The 17568-nt window shown below is 59.2% G+C and carries 18 protein-coding genes; 4 read left to right on the forward strand and 14 right to left on the reverse strand.

Features of this window, described 5'->3' with window-relative positions; genetic code table 11:
- Window positions 1-1539 carry a hypothetical protein gene (locus H163_RS0110530; protein WP_019964544.1) on the forward strand — a complete coding sequence of 513 codons (1539 nt, stop codon included), beginning with the start codon at window positions 1-3 and terminating at the stop codon, window positions 1537-1539.
- Between the two features lie 185 nt (window positions 1540-1724).
- Here the strand turns inward: H163_RS0110530 and flaF are convergent, their stop codons facing one another.
- From flaF to H163_RS0110580, 10 genes are all read right to left on the reverse strand, one after another.
- Window positions 1725-2099, reverse strand: coding sequence for a flagellar biosynthesis regulator FlaF (flaF, locus tag H163_RS22645; RefSeq protein WP_040678587.1), 375 nt, complete (start codon window positions 2097-2099; stop codon window positions 1725-1727).
- The gene (flbT, locus tag H163_RS0110540) at window positions 2032-2475 is read right to left on the reverse strand and encodes a flagellar biosynthesis repressor FlbT (protein WP_019964546.1); all 444 of its coding nucleotides are present in this window, start codon (window positions 2473-2475) and stop codon (window positions 2032-2034) included. The genes flaF and flbT overlap by 68 nt, the downstream gene beginning before the upstream one ends.
- Before the next feature lie 84 nt (window positions 2476-2559).
- Window positions 2560-4059 carry a flagellin N-terminal helical domain-containing protein gene (locus H163_RS0110545; RefSeq protein WP_019964547.1) on the reverse strand — a complete coding sequence of 500 codons (1500 nt, stop codon included), beginning with the start codon at window positions 4057-4059 and terminating at the stop codon, window positions 2560-2562.
- 265 nt (window positions 4060-4324) lie between these two features.
- Window positions 4325-5836, reverse strand: coding sequence for a flagellin N-terminal helical domain-containing protein (locus H163_RS0110550; RefSeq protein ID WP_019964548.1), 1512 nt, complete (start codon window positions 5834-5836; stop codon window positions 4325-4327).
- Window positions 5837-6079: 243 nt separating this feature from the next.
- Entirely contained in the window at window positions 6080-7591 is a 1512-nt protein-coding gene (locus H163_RS0110555) for a flagellin N-terminal helical domain-containing protein (RefSeq protein WP_019964549.1), read from the reverse strand.
- Window positions 7592-7818: 227 nt separating this feature from the next.
- Entirely contained in the window at window positions 7819-8982 is a 1164-nt protein-coding gene (locus H163_RS0110560; RefSeq protein WP_019964550.1) for a flagellin, read from the reverse strand.
- 426 nt (window positions 8983-9408) lie between these two features.
- Complete coding sequence (locus tag H163_RS22650; protein ID WP_147290433.1) at window positions 9409-9801, reverse strand: hypothetical protein; 393 nt, start codon at window positions 9799-9801, stop codon at window positions 9409-9411.
- 130 nt (window positions 9802-9931) lie between these two features.
- On the reverse strand, window positions 9932-10423 hold the full coding sequence (locus H163_RS0110570) for a hypothetical protein (RefSeq protein WP_208975373.1): 492 nt from the start codon (window positions 10421-10423) through the stop codon (window positions 9932-9934).
- Window positions 10420-10728, reverse strand: coding sequence for a rod-binding protein (locus H163_RS0110575; protein WP_019964553.1), 309 nt, complete (start codon window positions 10726-10728; stop codon window positions 10420-10422). Before H163_RS0110575 ends, H163_RS0110570 begins: the two co-directional genes overlap by 4 nt.
- A gap of 3 nt (window positions 10729-10731) precedes the next feature.
- Window positions 10732-11811, reverse strand: a complete 1080-nt coding sequence (locus H163_RS0110580; protein ID WP_019964554.1) for a flagellar basal body P-ring protein FlgI — start codon at window positions 11809-11811, stop codon at window positions 10732-10734.
- A 338-nt stretch (window positions 11812-12149) separates the two neighbouring features.
- On the opposite strand from H163_RS0110580, the gene H163_RS0110585 reads away from it, so the two are divergent.
- Window positions 12150-12566 (forward strand): flagellar assembly protein FliX, encoded by a 417-nt coding sequence (locus H163_RS0110585; RefSeq protein WP_019964555.1) that lies wholly within the window; start codon window positions 12150-12152, stop codon window positions 12564-12566.
- Between the two features lie 160 nt (window positions 12567-12726).
- Window positions 12727-13143 (forward strand): RNA polymerase-binding protein DksA, encoded by a 417-nt coding sequence (gene dksA, locus H163_RS0110590; RefSeq protein ID WP_026355707.1) that lies wholly within the window; start codon window positions 12727-12729, stop codon window positions 13141-13143.
- Window positions 13144-13459: 316 nt separating this feature from the next.
- Here dksA and flgH read toward each other — a convergent pair whose 3' ends face one another.
- From flgH to flgF, 4 genes are read right to left on the reverse strand one after another with little or no spacing between them, the layout of a single operon-like run.
- Window positions 13460-14206, reverse strand: a complete 747-nt coding sequence (gene flgH, locus H163_RS0110595; RefSeq protein ID WP_019964557.1) for a flagellar basal body L-ring protein FlgH — start codon at window positions 14204-14206, stop codon at window positions 13460-13462.
- Window positions 14203-15237, reverse strand: coding sequence for a flagellar basal body P-ring formation chaperone FlgA (gene flgA, locus H163_RS0110600; protein ID WP_040678588.1), 1035 nt, complete (start codon window positions 15235-15237; stop codon window positions 14203-14205). The genes flgH and flgA overlap by 4 nt, the downstream gene beginning before the upstream one ends.
- Before the next feature lie 13 nt (window positions 15238-15250).
- Window positions 15251-16030 (reverse strand): flagellar basal-body rod protein FlgG, encoded by a 780-nt coding sequence (gene flgG / locus H163_RS0110605; protein WP_019964559.1) that lies wholly within the window; start codon window positions 16028-16030, stop codon window positions 15251-15253.
- A gap of 20 nt (window positions 16031-16050) precedes the next feature.
- Complete coding sequence (gene flgF, locus H163_RS0110610; protein ID WP_019964560.1) at window positions 16051-16791, reverse strand: flagellar basal-body rod protein FlgF; 741 nt, start codon at window positions 16789-16791, stop codon at window positions 16051-16053.
- 277 nt (window positions 16792-17068) lie between these two features.
- Here flgF and H163_RS0110615 point away from each other — a divergent pair, with 277 nt between their 5' ends.
- Window positions 17069-17566, forward strand: coding sequence for a flagellar basal body-associated FliL family protein (locus H163_RS0110615; RefSeq protein WP_019964561.1), 498 nt, complete (start codon window positions 17069-17071; stop codon window positions 17564-17566).
- Window positions 17567-17568: the final 2 nt, after the last annotated feature.

Below are 17568 nucleotides of genomic sequence, written 5' to 3' on the forward strand. Positions count from 1 at the left end.
ATGGGTATCAGTTCGATCACCACGTCACGGGGCTACCTGACACAGCAGCTCAACAAGCTCAGCGGTACGCTTTCTGAAAAGACATCCCAGATGGCGACCGGCAAGGTTTCGACGACCTATGGCGGGGTTGGCAATCAGAGGCTGTTGAGCATGGAGCTGAAGCAGAAGGTTGAACGGATCGAATCCTATGAGGAAACGATCACCATGAGCCGTCTGCATATCAAGACCCTCAACCTCAATCTTCAGCGGCTTGAGGCCCTGAGGATCGAGAGTAAATCGACCATGGATCTGAACAACTTTCAGCTCCAGGCCGATGGCCAGACAAGCACCCAGGCGACAGCTGAAATTCTGCTCACAGAAGCCATCAGCCTCCTGAATGCAGAAGTCGGCGGCCACTATCTTTTTGGTGGCAGTGATGCAAATACCAATCCTGTTCTGGAGATGTCCCAGATCCTGAATGGTGTTGATGGTAAAGCCGGGCTGAAGCAGGTGATGGATGAGTACTGGCAGGCCAACAAGGGTCCGGCAGGCAGTGAAGGGCGGCTCACGGTTTCGCCTCTCAACACGGTTCTGGCAGCTGGCGTTCCCGTCAGTTCGGACTTTTCGATAGCTGAGGATGGGGCGCATAATTTCGGCTTTGACATCAGCGCCGTGACATCCGGCCTTAGCAACATGAACCTGACGCCTCCGGCGGGTACGGATCCTGACAGCTTCGGAATCGAGTTCACCGGTCAGCCGCAGTCAGGCGAGGTAATCACGATTGAACTTGGTCTCCCGCCCGATGGCAGCAAGACCACCAAGATCGAGCTGACGGCGACAGTTGGAAGCGCGGGTGAGGGCAAGTTCCTCATTGGTGCAGACCTTGCTGAAACGGCGGCCAACCTGAGGACAGCCATTCAGAGCGCGATTCAGCAGGAGGCCGGGATCGGCTTGCGGGCAGCTTCGGACGAGTGGGCTGCTAACGAGTTCTTCAACACATTCAACGGACAGATCCCGAACCGCGTCGATGGACCTCCATTCGACACGGCTACGGGTGTCGTCTCCGGGGCTGCCACGACCACATCCTGGTATGTGGGCGAAAATCTGCCGACGCTCGATCCGCGCCAGGACAAGGTGGCTGCGGTGGACGACAATCTCAGTCTTGGCTATGGCGTACGGGCAAACGAGCAAGGCCTTGCAGATGTGGTAAAGACCCTTGCGACGTTCGTCTCTGCTGATTTCTCGTCAAACTCTGCAACGGACAAGAAGTACTACGGTGCGCTTGCTGACGGATTGAAAGCAATTCTGCAGCCGCCTGACACGGACCGCTCGGGCATCGTCGATATTACCACCGAGATTGCCGTGGCCTACAAGTCGATCGAGAATACGGCCGAAAGGCATCAGATCCGCAAATCGGGCTATAACACTACGGTGGATCAGATCGAGGGCGTGGACAAGGAGCTTCTGGCGGTGGAGATCTTGCAGCTGAAGACCAATATCGAGGCGTCCTACCGCGCCTCGTCCATTGTCCTGGGACTGTCGCTGGCCGACTATATCTGACGGCACATCGTTGCGATCAACAAGCAAGGCCGCTGACCGGGTCAACCGGCTGCGGCCTTTCTTGTTATGGTTGGGTGCGACCTCCTGTCCTCTCGCTGCCTGATACGAAAAAGCCGCCTTGGAGGCGGCTTGAACGGCAACAGTCACGTAAGAGGTTTAGAGGGCCGGGCGCTTGCTGTGACGTCTCACTCTGGCCGTGCGCGCAGACCTTCCGCGATGCTCCTGTTGATGGAGATCAGCGTGTCCAGCTTGTCAGGATGCGGCTCCGCGAGAATGCCCATCGTATGCTTGAAAATGAACACACCGAGCGTGGCGATGTTGTTCTTGATCTGGTCGGGCAGGGGGTTCTCCGGATTGGTCACCGATGTGACCAGAATGGTCCAGAGCTTGCGATTGTAGGTAAGAGCGTCATCGGTCTCAGCAAGCGATGAGTTTTCCCACTCATCCTTGATCAGCTGAAGGCGCGCAGCCGCCTTCATCAGCAGCGTAGCTTCAAGCTCCCTCGGGGAAACCGCTACCTGGCTCGTCTTCTGGTACGCTTGCGCTGCCTGCTTGTACATGACCGATGAGCGTCCTCTCGTACTCGATGAGCTTCTTTGCGTCTTTCAGAGCCTTATAGAAGGCACCTGCCAAAATCGAGTTACTGATCTTAGTAATATAAGGTATCGTGCTTGGTGCTGCTAGTATTATGTCATTCACCAGGCTGAAATAGTTATCCTCGATCTTCTCGATATCCTTGGACAGGTACATCAGCTGCACAGCCAGATAGATCCGTTTTGCCGGCGAATCTGCGGTGGCTGGCGTCAGAATATCCTTTTCCCGGAGAATTGGTGCCTGGCCCTCTATGAAGAGGCGTGTGCGCTGATTGTCATTGGTGATGATGCTATCGCCAACGATAATCCGTTCACCCGGCTTCAGCTCAACCTTGAGAGCCATGCGCAACCTCCACAAAGCAGCATCGTTCAGAAACACTCACTAAAGAGTTAACGATTGCTGACAAAACCTTAATTCGGGTCAGTCTTAACCAAAAAGGCTGAGAACGCTCTGATCCGCCTGGTTTGCAAGAGACAGGGCGGTGGAGGACAGCTGCTGCCGGGTCTGGAGGGCCAGCATGTTCGCTCCTTCCTGGTTCATATCGGCGATCGTAAGGGCGCCTGCACCGACTTCGAGGGTGTTAACGAGCTGCGTCGTGAACTTCTGGCGCACTTCCACGGTCGACAGCGTCGTTCCGAAAGACGATGCCGTAGAGCGCAAGGTAGCAAGGGCACCATTGATCGCCTGCAAGGTGCGTTCGATGTCCGTGTCGTCCTTGAAATCGGAGTCGGTTGCCGTGAGTTTCACAGTCCCATCGGTCGTCCCAAGCGCCGTGACATTGAAGTCCTTGTTTGTGCTCTTGATGTCGAACGAAATATCGCCGACGAGGCTGATGGTGCCAGTAGAGAAACCAGCCTTCAGACCCTTCACGCTGTTGATGAGCCTTACAAGGTCATCAGTCGTCGTATTCGCAGAAACCTCAAGTGCCGCTGCCTCGTAGCCGTTGCCGTCCACAATTCTCAGAACATCGCCAACAGCATAAGTGCCGGAGTCGACCAGCTTGGCAGATGGTGTCATCGGACTTGTGGCCAGTGTCGTTGTGCCTGCTGATACGCCACCGTTCGTCGCTGTGCCGCCGCCTGCCGCGTTCTTGCTGATTGTCAGGGCCGATCCGAGACCTGAGGTGAGGTTGATCCTGTCCGTTCCTTCGTCAAAGGTTGCCTTGATCCCTCCGAGGCTGTTCAGGGCATTCACATAGTCCTGCACCGTGTTGATCTGGCCCGCGCCTGTGCCGACGGTAAAGGTCCTTGTGGTGGTGCCGTCCGAGACAGACACGACGTCACCTGCACTCCAGGCCGCAAGTTCGGTCAGTTGCGATGATGCCTGAAGCCCCGCCAGGTTCAGAGAACCGGTTCCGCTGGCGAGAGCAAACGAAGATGTCGCGCCTGCCCCGGTGGCCAGGTCCTTCAGCGCAAGGCCATCCTCCAGCTCTGTGTCTGTGAAATCGACGGGCAGTACCTTCAAGTTCGAAGTGCTGTCCTCATTGAAAAGAACAGAAAGCTCGTTGCCCGGTCCCGCCAGAAGATTCTTGCCCTTGTAGCTCGAATCCTTCGCCATCTGTTCGATCTGGCCGAGAACGGCGTTGTAACGCTCGGCGTAGATCTTACGTTCGTACTCGCTCTGGGTCTGAAGCGCCTGGTTCGCGATTGCCTTGGCGGATTCCACCAGCTTGGTGATCGACGTAATGCCGTTATCGGCCGCCTTCAGCGTCTGAACCGACTGCCCCATATTGTCGAGCAGGTTGTTCAGGTCCTTTGCGCGGTCATTCAGGCCGGCCGCAGTAAAGAAGGAGTTCGGATTGTCGAGGGCAGAGTTAACCTTCAGGCCAGTCGCCAGACGGTTCTGCGTCCTCGACATAAGGTCCGCAGTGTTCTTGAGCGAGAGCAGGTTATCCCTGACGGGGCTGGAAAGGACAATGTCGCTCATGGCTTGCTCACCGGTCTCTAGATGGGATGCCACTTAACATCCCGCTCACATGATCTGACCTTAATCATTAACGAAAAGTAAAACCAATTTGCACCTGTTAAGATTTTGGTCACGAAGGTTACCAAATGATTTCTTTTAACCAATTGAATTGAAATAGGAAAATTGAGGCCGGCGCGCTGCGGGAGAATGGGAAAGCAAAAAAGGCCGGGCGATTGGCCCGGCCTTTTTCTGATTGTCAGGTTGTGAGTCGTGCGTGAACTGATTCTTAGAACAGGGACAGCACGGTCTGGTCCGCCTGGGATGCGAAGGACAGCGAGGTCGACGCAAGCTGCTGGCGGGTCTGCAGGGCGAGAAGGTTTGCACCTTCCTCGTTGGTGTCGGCGAGGGTCAGCTTGCCGGCGCCTTCCTGCAGGGTATTGATCATGGTCTTGGTGTAGTCCTGACGGATCTGCACGGTCGACAGGTTGGTGCCGAACTCCGAGGCCTGCGACCGCAGCACGGAGAGGGTGTTGTTGAGGCGGTCGATCGTCTGGTTGATCGCCTCATCTGTCGCAAAGCCGGATTCGATGGCGGCCGTAACGTTGACGCCGTCCGCATCCGCGGTGAAGGATGTAGCGGCAAAGTCAACGTTGGTGCTCTTCAGATTGAGCGATACGTCGCTCTCGATGGTGAGCTTGCCGGTGCCGGTGTTGAACGAGGCATTGACGCCGTTGAAGCGCTTGACGAAATCGGTCAGATCCTTGACCGAGGTCTTGTCCGTCACTTCCAGCGAGCCCAGCTCGTAGCCGTTGCCGTCGGTCAGGGTCAGGATGTCTTCAACGTTGAACGAGCCCGAGTTCTTCAGCAGCTGCGACCCTGACGTGAAGTTCGCGGCGGAAACGCCGATGATATCGCCGGTGTTGCCACCGCTGCCGCCCGTGTTGTGCAGATAGACGTTGTCGTTCGAGGTGATCGACAGGGAGCCTGTCTTTTCGTCGAACTCGGCGCGTACGCCAGCAACACCGTTGATCTGGTCCACCAGGTTCTGCATCGTCGTATTGGCGCCAATGGTGATGTTGGTATAGCCGGTCACGCCGGCGCCGCCGCCGCTAGAGGCCGTGCGCAGCTGCAGCACATCGCCAACTGCCATGTTGGTGGCGTCAGACAGGAGCGAACCGGAGGAGAGGGCATTGCCGCTGGCGTTCACGAAAGTCGCGGAAGACTTGCCGCCTTCCAGCTGCAACGAAGTTGCGCCACCCTTGGCCTGTGCCAGATCCTGCAGGTTCAGGCCCGTGGACAGGGTTGTGTCGGTGTAGTCGACAGCCTTGACGGTCAGCTTCGAGGTGTTGTCCTCGTTGAAGATGGCGGTCAGGTCGTTGCCATCGCCGGCCAGCAGGTTCTTGCCCTTGTAGGAGCTGTCCTTGGCCATGTCTTCGATCTGCTTGAGCAGGTCGTTGTACTGCTTGGCGTACTGGGCGCGCTCGTACTGGCTCTGGGTCTGAAGCGCCTGGTTGGCCTTGGCCTTTGCCGTTTCCGTCAGCTTGGTGATGTTGGTGATGCCCTGGTCGGCAGCCTTCATCGTCTGAACAACCTGGCCCATGTCATCGAGCAGGGTGCCAAGGTCCTTGGCGCGGTTGTTGAGGCCGGAAGCGGTGAAGAAGGAGTTCGGGTTGTCGAGTGCCGAGTTGACCTTCTTGCCGGTCGCGAGCTTGTTCTGCACGCCCGACATGAAATCAGCAGTCTGCTGCAGGGTGAGCAGGTTCTGCCGTACGGCGGCGGACAGAGTAATATCAGCCATTTATGTGTCCCTTTCCTGGGTCCATCAAGTTCATCCGCTCGTCCTGAGCGGGGTGGCTTCATCATGATTTGGTAACCTTAACAGATGGTTAAAAATTGCAGGATGCCCGTTAATGTTTACGGGCCGGTCAGAAATGGCAGGCGGCCGCTGCGGCAAGTTTCCGGTTGCGGCCACGCAAAAGGCCGGGCGATTGGCCCGGCCTTTTTCTGGTTGTCAGGTTGTGAGTCGTGCGTGAACTGATTCTTAGAACAGACGCAGCACGGTCTGGTCCGCCTGGGATGCGAAGGACAGCGAGGTCGACGCAAGCTGCTGGCGGGTCTGCAGGGCGAGAAGGTTCGCGCCTTCCTCGTTGGTGTCGGCGAGGGTCAGCCTTCCTGCGCCTTCCTGCAGATTGTTGATCATGGACTTGGTGTAGTCCTGACGGATCTGCACGGTCGACAGGTTGGTGCCGAACTCCGAGGCCTGCGACCGCAGGGTGGAGAGGGCATTGTTCAGCCGTTCGATGGTCTGATTGATGTTCTCGTCTGTCGCAAAGCCGGATTCGACAGCGGCTGCTACGTTGACACCATCATCATCTGCGGTGAAGGCAGCCGCGCCAAAGTCAGCGTTGGTGCTCTTCAGATTGAGCGATACGTCGCTCTCGATGGTGAGCTTGCCGGTGCCGGTGTTGAACGAGGCATTGACGCCGTTGAAGCGCTTGATGAAATCGGTCAGATCCTTGACCGAGGTCTTGTCCGTCACTTCCAGCGAGCCCAGTTCGTAGCCGTTGCCGTCGGTCAGGGTCAGAATGTCTTCAACCTTGAACGAGCCCGAGTTCTTCAGCAGCTGCGACCCTGACGTGAAGTTCGCGGCGGAAACGCCGATGATATCGCCGGTGTTGCCACCGCTGCCGCCCGTGTTGTGCAGATAGACGTTGTCGTTCGAGGTGATCGACAGGGAGCCTGTCTTTTCGTCGAACTCGGCGCGTACGCCAGCAACACCGTTGATCTGGTCCACCAGGTTCTGCATCGTCGTATTGGCGCCAATGGTGATGTTGGTATAGCCGGAAACGCCGGCGCCGCCGCCGCTAGAGGCCGTGCGCAGCTGCAGCACATCGCCAACGGCCAGATTGGTGGCATCAGACAGGAGCGAACCGGAGGAAAGGGCATTGCCGCTGGAGTTCACGAAAGTCGCGGAAGACTTGCCGCCTTCCAGCTGCAACGATGCTGCGCCACCCTTGGCCTGGGCCAGATCCTGCAGGTTCAGGCCCGTGGAAAGAGTTGTGTCGGTGTAGTCGACAGCCTTGACGGTCAGCTTCGAGGTGTTGTCTTCGTTGAAGATGGCGGTGAGGTCGTTGCCATCGCCGGCCAGCAGGTTCTTGCCCTTGTAGGAGCTGTCCTTGGCCATGTCTTCGATCTGCTTGAGCAGGTCGTTGTACTGCTTGGCGTACTGGGCGCGCTCGTACTGGCTCTGGGTCTGCAGGGCCTGGTTGGCCTTGGCCTTTGCGCTTTCCGTCAGCTTGGTGATGTTGGTGATGCCCTGGTCGGCAGCCTTCATCGTCTGAACAACCTGGCCCATGTCATCGAGCAGAGTGCCAAGGTCCTTGGCGCGGTTGTTGAGGCCGGAAGCGGTGAAGAATGAGTTCGGATTGTCGAGTGCCGAGTTGACCTTCTTGCCGGTCGCGAGCTTGTTCTGCACGCCCGACATGAAATCGGCAGTCTGCTGCAGGGTGAGCAGGTTCTGCCGTACGGCGGCGGACAGGGTGATATCAGCCATCTAGTATCCCTTTCCTGGGTTCAGTATTCGTTGCCGCTCGTCCTGAGCGGGATGGCTTCATCATGATTTGGTAACCCTAATGCATGGTTAATTGCTTTCAGAAATAGAGTTAATACTTTGTTACCGGATTAAGTGGTCTTTATGCATTTGTTCTTACAAGTTACCAAAAAATAAAAAAAAGCGGCAGGCCTGAGCCTGCCGCCTTGTTTCGCGGGGGTATTCTTGTCTTAGAACAGACGCAGCACGTTCTGGTCCGCCTGAGCTGCCAGCGACAGGGCAGTGGAGGCGAGGGACTGCTGGGTCTGCAGGGCCAGAAGGTTTGCACCTTCCTTGTTGGTGTCGGCGAGGGTCAGTTTGCCAGCACCTTCCTGCAGTGTGTTCACCATCGCATTCGTGAAGTCCTGACGGTTCTGCACGATCGACAGGTTGGTACCGAAGGTCGAGGCCTGCGACCGCAGAGTGTCCTGAGCCTTCTTCAGCTTGCTCATGGCAGCGTCGATGTCGCTGTCCTTGGCGAAGCCGCCTTCCGCCGTGTTGTTCGTGGTTGCTCCGGCAAACGCGCCGCTTTGTGACGACTTGGAGTTGATGTTCAACTTGAAGTCAGCGGTGACAGCAAGGGAGCCACCGGTAAGGCTGGAAGAGGCGCCGTCAACGTCGTCAATGAGGTTCTGCAGATCCTTGACGGTGGTTCCGGCCTTGATCTCCAGTTTGCCCAGCTCCGAACCGTTGGTGTCGGTCAAGGTGATGACGTCGCCAACGTTGAACTCGCTGTCTGCAGACAGCAAGCTACCAGCGGTAAGTGCTGCCGATGCAGTGCCGTTGGTCAGCGTTATCGTAGCGGCACCACTCGTGCCCGAGGCGATATCGGTCAGGTTGAGGCCGGTCGAGCCGGATGCATCCGTGTAGTCGATTGCCGAAATCGACAGGGACGACTTGCCGCTTTCGTTGAAGGTCACCTTCAGGTCGTTACCGTCGCCGGCGAGCAGGTTCTTGCCCTTGTAGCCGGAATCCTTGGCGACATCTTCGATCTGGGTGAGGAGTTCGTTGTATTCCTTGGCGTACTTCGCACGTTCGACCTGGTTGGAGGTCTGCGAAGCCTGGTTCGCCTTTGCCTTGGCGGCGTCAACAAGACCGGAGATCGAGTTGATACCCTTGTCGGCTGCCTTCAGGGTCTGGACTGCCTGACCCATGTCATCGAGCAGGGAGCCAAGGTCGCCGGCGCGGTTCTCAAGGCCCTTTGCAGTGAAGAAGGAGTTCGGATTGTCGAGAGCCGAGTTGACCTTCTTGCCGGTGGAGAGTTTCTCCTGAACCGAGCTCATCATCTGAGCGGTCGACTGAAGGGCGTTGAGGTTCGAGCGCACGGCGCTCGACAGGCTGACATTGTTTGCCATCACGGTTTTTCCTTCCTGGGAAAACACAATACATGGATCCGTTCTGGATCCCGCAAGCAACAAAGTCAGCTTTAATCTGTAATGACAAGTTAAGCGTTATGGTTATCGAAATTTAACCTTAACGCAGTGTGAACTTTACTTTATGGTTAATTTGATTTTAATGCCGGAACAATGGCTTGCAGCATGCCATCCGCCAGCTCCTGATGTGCTGGCCGCGCAGAGGGGCTGTCTGGCCGGGGTGGGGCGTGAGCAATTTCAGAATGTGAAGCGTCAGAGCCCTGGGATTTTGGTATGAGGCTGGGCTTGGCAGGATGGTGAGGCGCGCGGCGGCAGGTGGTCCGGCTGCATGCCTGCCGGAGGGCCAAACGGAAAAAGCCCCATGACCTGGGTCATGAGGCTTGTCCGGTGTATTGGGTCCTGATCGTATCAGGCTGTGCGCTGAACCGTGCCGGATGTCTGGGGGAGGGCCGGCTCGTCGCCTGCCTTGGCATAGGCCCGAAGCTTGCGCAGCGTCTCGCTCGGGACTTGCTGCACAACCTCGCCGGTCTCCCGGTCCATGGCGACATAGATGAACGACTGGCTTTCCGGATCCAGCGTGTTCTTGCGAACGATGTCACGCGAGACAACGGATGTGGTTGCGCTCTGCTGATTGCCGTTCTCGGCAAGCTGGCGCTGCTCTTCAGTGTTCCCTGACGGCTTCACCGTCTGGGAACCTGGCAATTCAGTTCTAGCTGCGGGCTCGTTCTGTTCCGGAGCCCGCGTAGCCGGGGTTACTGCCGCATAGGCGGTCAGTGACGGCCGGATTGCTCCTGTATCCATGCCTGCCTCCTTCGGGTAACACTCCTTGACCCGATGGTATCACCCACAAAATACAACGGGGATATGAATCCTCCGTTAACGAAAAGGTTAGACTTTTCGCGGGTGCTGACAAGTGATTCGCGCCGTTGCGTTAAAGCGATCTGTTGACAGCGATCCCTTCTGCGATCCGGGGCGACTGCGGTGAAGCCCCGCCGGGGCCATAGGTCGTTGTCCGCTGCCGGGCGCCAACGGCCTGGGCGACGGCCGTCACCACGGTCGAGGCCACTTCTCTTGCCGTAGACAGTACCGCCAGATTGATGCGCAGGACGGGTTGGAATTCCGCATGCTGCCGCCGCAGGGATTGTACCGCAGCCGGAGCCAGATTGCCTAGAGCCACAGAGTGTTCCTTGGCGAAGAGAACGCCTTGCGTGTAGTGGTGCACCAGCACGGCTTTTTCCGGCTGCAGTTCGCCAGCCGCGCGCAGCTGGCCCTCCCGCACCATATCCGTCTCCTTCTCGATCAGTTCGAGAAGCTTTTCCATGGTGTGACAGACCGCAAGGCAAAAGCTCTCTGCCTCGGATCTGCTTGTTGGCCTTGCGGTGGAAAAGGGCAGGGCTGCTGTTTCCGGGGTGTGGGCGTTCACTGGTTTGCCTCCTGAAGGGCGAGTAATTCGCGCTCGATCGTGTTGGCCAGGCCGATTCCTCCGGCCGAAGCGATGGTCTTGGACATTTCGTCGATGAGCATTTTCTGCCAGGTGTCGGAGCCTTCTCCGCCGCCCCAGGCTCCGCCCTCTTCCAGGCCGGTGAACATCGACTGCATCATGGTATTGAGGAAGACGGCCTCGAAATTCTCGGCCTGCTTGCGGATCGAATCCGGAGCAATCACGCGGGTGCCTCCCAGACGGGGCAGGGCAGTGGTGCCGGTGAGATTGAGATCTGATGGCGTCATGGCTTACATGGCCTCGATTTCGGCCTGCAGCGCACCGGCTGCCTTGATGGCCTGAAGGATGGAAATCATGTCGCGCGGGCCGATGCCGAGCGTGTTCAGCCCGTCGACCAGCTGCTGCAGGGTCACGCTCTCGCTGACGATTGCCAGCTTGCTGCCGCTTTCGTTCACCGTCACATCGGTTTGCGGCGTGACTGCCGTCTGGCCGTTTGCCAGCGGCAGGGGTTGGCTCACCTGCGGATTTTCCGCGATGGTGACAGTGAGATTCCCTTGGGCAACCGCCACGGTCGAAACCTTGACGTTCTGGCCCATGACGATGATGCCGGCGCTTTCATCAATGACGACGCGTGCAGGCTGGTCCGGCTCGATGATCAGCTGCTCGATATCGGTGAGCAGGTCCACCACGTTGCCGTTGTAGTCGCGCGGTACGGTGAGCTGCACAGTGCCGGGATCGAGAGGTTCGGCGGTGGGGAAGCCGATCAGTTCGTTGATGGCCAGGGCAACGCGGCGCGAGGTGGTCAGGTCCGGGTTGCGCAAGGCGATGCGCACGGTGGTCATGCTGGCCAGCTTGAAGCCGACCTCCCGCTCAACCAGTGCGCCATTGGCAATGCGGCCGGAAGTCGGAACACCGCGGACGACGGAAGCTGCATCCCCTTGGGCGGCAAAACCGGAAATGGCTACGGCGCCCTGTGCAATGGCATAGGTCTCGCCGTCGGCACCCATCAGCGGAGTGACCAGCAGCGTTCCGCCCTGCAGGCTGCCCGCATTGCCCAGAGCGCTGACGGAGACATCAATGCGAGTGCCCTGCGTTGCAAAGGGGGGCAGGTTGGCCGTCACCATCACCGCCGCCACATTGTTTGTATTGAGGTCAGCAGCCGTGGTGTTGACGCCCAGGCGCTCCAGCATGGCCTGCAGACTTTGCCGGGTGAAGGGCGAGTTGCGAAGGCCGTCGCCCGTCCCCTGAAGGCCGACCACAAGACCATATCCGATCAGCTGGTTCTCGCGAATGCCCTCGAAGTCCGAGATATCCTTGACCCGCGAGGCAGACATGGCGGCCGGCGCAAGGGCCGTCAGCGTAACGGCCATGGCCGCGAGAAGGAGGCAGAAACGGAGCAGACGTGCAAATGGCATGGGTGGGACCCGGCGCATGAGTGGTTTGCACCTGCTTATGCGAAGTCCGTGCCAGATTATCCACGCCTCCCGGATTCGTTATAAGTGACTGTAAATAAATGAATTAAATCTGGATGTGGCCGTTCATCCGGTGTTTTGACCACGTTCTGCCGGAAGTCTGCCGGGCAATTCTTGCCGGGGAGGCCGGTTTTCCCTACCTTTGGAGTTGGAAGAATCTGACCGTGAGCCCGGCAAGGTCAGACCGGCCATCCCTTTGCAGGGCTGGCTCATGAGACACGGGAAGCGAGGCATCAATGCGGATCACCAACAACACGCCCGTTTCCTCTGTTCAGGGCAAGGGCAGCAAGAAGAAAGCCGGTGGCGGCGGCGGTTTCCTGATCGGGGGCGACGGTGATGCGCATGCAGCCGTGTCGACGTCCTCTTCGTCGTCACTGTCGGGTATCGATGCCCTGCTTTCGCTGCAGGAGATGCAGGTCCAGCCGGATGACCGCGATGCTGCCACTGCGCGCGGGCACTCCATGCTGGATTTGCTCGATGCGCTGAAGGCTGACCTTCTTGCGGGCGTGATTGAACCTGCCCGGCTGGAGGAGATGATGACGGCTCTGGCGGACCGCCCTGTCAGCAGCGATCCGGGACTGGAATCGGTCATCGACGAGATCGAATTGCGCGTGAAGGTTGAGCTGGCTAAGCAGGGCCGGTTTACAAGTTGATGCACACTTGCTGGCTGCGGGGCTGCGCAAACTTCAGGCGCAATGGATAACTCATTGAAAAAGAAGGAATAAAGCTCAACATTTTTTTCGGGTTTGCCCGTTGTCGCTGACCTCCAGTGACTATATATTCCCCCCGTCCTAACGGTAACCGGAGTTTCCGATGACGGTTGAACTTGAGTCTGACTATCGACCTTCCGAGGACGAGCCGTTCATGAATGAACGGCAGCGCGAGTACTTCCGCAACAAGCTGCTCGCCTGGAAAGAGGACATCCTGCGTGAAAGCCGCGAGACGCTGGCGAACCTGCAGGAAGAAAGCACCAATCACCCTGACTTCGCTGACAGAGCTTCTTCGGAAACGGACCGTTCCATCGAACTGCGTGCACGTGACCGGCAGCGCAAGCTGATCTCAAAGATCGATGCGGCGCTGGAGCGGATTGAAGACGGCAGCTACGGCTATTGCGAAGAGACCGGCGAGCCGATCTCCGTCAAGCGCCTGGAAGCCCGCCCGATTGCAACCCTGTCCATCGAGGCTCAGGAAGCGCATGAGCGCCGTGAGAAGGTGTACAGGGACGACTGAGATCCCGGTTCCTCACTAAAATTTCAGCCCCCGTCAGCTGCGCTGCCGGGGGCTTTTGTTTGTGCGGGCCGGCTCTTTGAACACCAGCTCACAGTCGGCCCCGTTTGTATGGGGAGGCAGGGCCAGGGGGGAACGGGCACGGCGCTCGGGGAGCGAGACGCCGTGCCCGTCATTCAGCCAGTCCGGCATCCGGGACGCCGGACTGGCGGGGGGAGCAATTCGGGGGCAGAAGGGATGGGCCCGGGAAAGGGCGCAAGGGAGGGGAGTGCGCGCTGGCCGGCCGCCGGGGAGCGCAGCCGGTCAGCTTCCTGTCAGGTCAGAAGGGCAGAACGATATCCAGCACCTGCTGGCCATAGCGCGGCTGCTGAACATCGGTGATCTGGCCGCGTCCGCCATAGCCGATCCGGGCCTCTGCGATCTTCTCGCTCAGGATGGTGTTGTCCGACCGGATATCCTGCGGCCGGACGATGCCGCCAATGATCAGTTCGCGGACCTCGAAGTTCACCCGCACTTCCTGACGGCCCTCGATCACCAGATTGCCGTTCGGCAGAACCTGCGTCACGACAGCAGCAACGGAGGTGCGCAAGGTCTCCTTGCGATCGACCGATCCTTTGCCCTTGAAGGTCGAGGTTCCATTGACTGTCGCCAGTGCGTCGGCGCTGGTGTTGCCCGGCAGCACATATTTTTCAACGGCAGTTCCAAGCGCGCCGCTCACGCCGGAGCGGTCCGTTCCTGCGCGTGACCGTTCGGTCTCGTTGTCGAACTGGGCACGGTCAGAGATCGTCACCAGAATGGTCATCAGGTCGCCGACCTGCTTGGCGCGCTGGTCCTCGAAGAAGGCGCGGTTGCCGGACTTCCACAGCGAGTTGGCATTGTAATGCGCGGGCTGGGGCGTCGGCATGGGCATCTGCACGGGACGGTAGCCGGGCATGGTTGTCGGGTCCTGAATGGCATTCAGGGCCGGGGCCTTGCCAACCTGCGAGAGGCGGTCCGCAGAGCCGCAGGCAGCCAGCGGCAGGGCCAGAAGGGTCAGGGCAACAGCCTTGTGAATCGGACGGATCATTGTGCGCTCTCCTGGGCTGGCAGGCTGGTGTTGGCGGCAAGTGTGCGGGGGGCGCTGCCGAGACGGACTTCTCCGCGGGCGCTGACTGTCCCCCTGACGGTGCGGCGGGACTGCAGATTGACCACGTCGATCATGTCTCCATCTGCGCCTGCGGTTGCTGCCTGGCCTTGTGTGGTCAGTTTCATTCCGGAAATCTCATATATGAGCGTAACCTTGTCGCCGCGCTGGATCAGCATCGGGCGCTCGAAGTCCGCCTTGCTGAGCTGGCGGCCCGGGCGCTGCTGGATGCGTGCGGCCAGTCCGAGGATCTCCTGCGGATCGGTCACGGCACGTCCCTGCACCCGCTCACGCGGCAGACGCATTGTTATGAGGTCCTGCTCGCGGACGATCCCACCCTTGTCGAGCGGGTTTGCCAGCGCGACGATGGCCGTCATTTCCCGGGCAACACCGGTGAGGCTGACGCGGCGGTAGCCGTGTTCACCTGCGTAGGACATCACGATATCGAACCGCCCATCCGCGCGTGACCAGAGGGCCTGCTCGATCCGCAGGGGATCGGCAGAGCGTGGATCGGCGTGAATGATCTGCGGTGTGCGGGCGAAGACGATTTCAAGATCATCCGCGGAAATCTGGCCTTCCTGCCGTGCCAGCCGCTCGGCAATCATGCCGGACAGGCGCTGGGCATCGAAAGAAATGGAGTCACGGCGGACGGTGACTTCTGCAAGCCCGTCCGTTCCCGCCGACTTGAGGCCCGCCGCACGGGCGCGCTCGGCAACAAGTGCCGCGCTGACCCGGCCCGAAGTGCCCAGATCCGGCGAGCGGAACAGCGGCTCGAAACCGGCCGCACCCGCGTTGAGGTAGAAATCGCCAACGGTGACGATATCCGAAGAGGTCACGACCTCCGGCCGCAGAACGGGAGCTTCGCTGCCGCGCTGCCAGACCGGCTCGCTGCTGCCGGCCGCAAGACTTGCGGTGCTGCCAGGCATCAGGCCTGCGAGCGCCGCTCCAAGGAGTGCAAGAAACAGGGGTCTCATCGCCAGCCTCCCTTTACCGCAGGTTGGTCGTGGTCGAGTACATGTCGTCAGCGGCCTTGATGATGCGGGAATTCATCTCGTAGGCGCGCTGGGCGGAAATGAGATCTGCGATCTCCGTCACGGCGTCGACATTCGCCATTTCGAGAAAATTCTGCTGCAGGCTGCCGAAGCTGTTCTCACCGGGATTGCCGACCTGCGCTGCACCGCTGGCATCTGTCTGGAGGAAGAGGTTGTCGCCAATGGCTTCAAGACCAGCCTTGTTGACGAAGCGGGCGAGCTGGATCTGGCCAAGGTTCACCGCCGCTCCATCGACGATGACCTGCACCGTGCCGTCGGACGCGATCGTCAGGTCACGGCCATTTTCGGGGATGACAATGCCGGGCTCGATGGTGAAGCCGTCGACGGTGACCAGCGTGCCGTTGGCATCGCGCTCGAATGAGCCATCCCGCGAATAGGCCGTGGTGCCATCGGGCATCTGGATCTGGAAGAAGCCTTCACCGCGGATGGCGACGTCGGTTTCCTTGTTGGTCTGCTCCAGGTTGCCCTGGCTCATGATGCGTGTGGTGGAAGCGGTCTTCACACCCGAACCGATCTGCACGCCGGTCGGCACAATGGTGCCCGCGTTCGATGTGTCCGTGCCCATGCGGCGCAGGTTCTGGTAGAGCAGATCCTGGAAATCGGCCCGCTGGCGCTTGAAGCCGGTGGTGCGCATGTTGGCAACGTTGTTCGAAATGACTTCAACGTTGAGTTCCTGCGCCTTCATGCCTGTGGCGGCGATATGGAGTGCTTTCATGGTGGTCTCTCCTGTCCGTCTCAGGCCTGCGACTTGCCGAGGCGTTCAACGGCCGAGCGGGACAGGTCATAGGTGTCCTTCATCAGCTTGGTCACGCTCTCGTACTTGCGGGTGATTTCGATCAGCTCTGTTACGGCCGTGATGCCATGGACGTTCGACTGCTCGACGGCGCCCTGGATCACCCGTGTGCGCGTGACAGGCTGCGGATCCGTGTAGGTCATCAGGTTGTTGCCGATGGAAACCGCGTTGCGCGGTTCCTGGAAGGCGACAAGGCGGACGCGCCCGCGCACACCGAGCTCCGAGGAAATCGTTCCGTCAGCAGAAATGTCGATCTGCCCATCCTGCGTGGTGAAGGTGATCGGGCCACCTTCCGTCAGGACCGCGCGGCCATCCGGCGTGACCAGCTGGCCGGTGCTGTCGAGATGGAACGACCCGTTGCGCGTGTAGGCTTCGCTGCCGTCTTCCATCTGCACCGCAAACCAGCCGTCGCCATCGACAGCCAGATCGAGCGGATTGCCGGTCATGATGATTCCACCGGCCTGAAAGTCCGTGAAGGTCCTGGCGTCCTGCACGTAGGAGAGGGTTCTGTCACCGCGGTTGAAGGCAGTCGCCTGCGCCACCGGCATCAGATATTCCTCGAATTTCATATGCTTGGCCTTGTAGCCAGACGTGGTCATGTTCGCCAGGTTGTTGGCGGTCACATCCAGCTGCCTGCGCAAGGCAACCTGCCGGGACAGGTTAATGAGCTGCGCATTCTCCATGTTAACGATTCCTTTTTGCTCCCCGAGGGCACGCCAGCCTCCCCAGGTCAGCGTGCCGCCACTCCCTAAGCAGGGAGCGTGCCAGTTTTTATTTTGTTGGAATCATTGGGTATTTTTCATTCCGTCACGGTGCAGGGCACAAATAGGTGAGGAAAAAACGAACCAGTGGGCAACAGTTGCCGGGCGATGGGTTAAGGAGTTGGTAACCACTCGTTAACGATTAACCCTTTAGAAACTATTCACGCGCAGGCATGTGCGGCAAGCTGGCGGGGCGGCAATGGCCGATACGGATACCGACGCCGAGAACGGCGAAGAAGGCGGTGCGAAGAAGGGCGGCAAAAAGAAGCTGATCATCTTCGGGGCAGCCGGGCTTGTTGGACTGCTGGCCATTGGCGGAGCGGTCTGGTTCTTTTTCCTCTCCGGAGGCGAAGAGCCGGTAGACCCGATGGCTCCGCCGGTCGTGCAGCAGAAGCCGGTCGTCTTCTATGACCTGCCGGAAATGACTGTGAACCTGTCCACCGAAGGGCGGGCGACCTACCTCAGGGTCCGCATTGCGCTTGAGGTGTCGGATCAGGCCATGGTGGACCGGATCAGTCCGTATCTGCCGCGTATTCTGGATGCGTTCCAGATTTACCTGCGTGAGTTGCGTCCCGCTGACCTCGAAGGGTCGGCCGGTTTGTTCAGGCTCAAGGAAGAGCTGCTCCGGCGCATCAATCTGGCGGTTCATCCTGCGAAGGTTGATGGAGTGCTGTTCAAGGAAATCCTGATTCAGTGACG

The organism is Pannonibacter phragmitetus DSM 14782 (assembly GCF_000382365.1).
In the GTDB taxonomy this organism is placed as follows: Bacteria; Pseudomonadota; Alphaproteobacteria; order Rhizobiales; family Stappiaceae; genus Pannonibacter; species Pannonibacter phragmitetus.

Bases quoted from the DNA above. Each gene is read 5' to 3' on its own strand.
- dksA (WP_026355707.1), top strand. From the start codon at position 12,727: ATGACGGTTGAACTTGAGTCTGACTATCGACCTTCCGAGGACGAGCCG.
- H163_RS0110530 (WP_019964544.1), top strand. From the start codon at position 1: ATGGGTATCAGTTCGATCACCACGTCACGGGGCTACCTGACACAGCAG.
- flgA (WP_040678588.1), bottom strand. From the start codon at position 15,237: ATGAGACCCCTGTTTCTTGCACTCCTTGGAGCGGCGCTCGCAGGCCTG.
- H163_RS0110585 (WP_019964555.1), top strand. From the start codon at position 12,150: ATGCGGATCACCAACAACACGCCCGTTTCCTCTGTTCAGGGCAAGGGC.
- flbT (WP_019964546.1), bottom strand. From the start codon at position 2,475: ATGGCTCTCAAGGTTGAGCTGAAGCCGGGTGAACGGATTATCGTTGGC.
- flaF (WP_040678587.1), bottom strand. From the start codon at position 2,099: ATGTACAAGCAGGCAGCGCAAGCGTACCAGAAGACGAGCCAGGTAGCG.
- H163_RS0110555 (WP_019964549.1), bottom strand. From the start codon at position 7,591: ATGGCTGATATCACCCTGTCCGCCGCCGTACGGCAGAACCTGCTCACC.
- flgG (WP_019964559.1), bottom strand. From the start codon at position 16,030: ATGAAAGCACTCCATATCGCCGCCACAGGCATGAAGGCGCAGGAACTC.
- flgH (WP_019964557.1), bottom strand. From the start codon at position 14,206: ATGATCCGTCCGATTCACAAGGCTGTTGCCCTGACCCTTCTGGCCCTG.
- H163_RS22650 (WP_147290433.1), bottom strand. From the start codon at position 9,801: ATGGATACAGGAGCAATCCGGCCGTCACTGACCGCCTATGCGGCAGTA.
- H163_RS0110560 (WP_019964550.1), bottom strand. From the start codon at position 8,982: ATGGCAAACAATGTCAGCCTGTCGAGCGCCGTGCGCTCGAACCTCAAC.
- H163_RS0110615 (WP_019964561.1), top strand. From the start codon at position 17,069: ATGGCCGATACGGATACCGACGCCGAGAACGGCGAAGAAGGCGGTGCG.
- H163_RS0110550 (WP_019964548.1), bottom strand. From the start codon at position 5,836: ATGGCTGATATTACTCTGTCCGCCGCCGTACGGCAGAACCTGCTCACC.
- H163_RS0110580 (WP_019964554.1), bottom strand. From the start codon at position 11,811: ATGGCCGTTACGCTGACGGCCCTTGCGCCGGCCGCCATGTCTGCCTCG.
- H163_RS0110575 (WP_019964553.1), bottom strand. From the start codon at position 10,728: ATGACGCCATCAGATCTCAATCTCACCGGCACCACTGCCCTGCCCCGT.
- H163_RS0110545 (WP_019964547.1), bottom strand. From the start codon at position 4,059: ATGAGCGACATTGTCCTTTCCAGCCCCGTCAGGGATAACCTGCTCTCG.
- flgF (WP_019964560.1), bottom strand. From the start codon at position 16,791: ATGGAGAATGCGCAGCTCATTAACCTGTCCCGGCAGGTTGCCTTGCGC.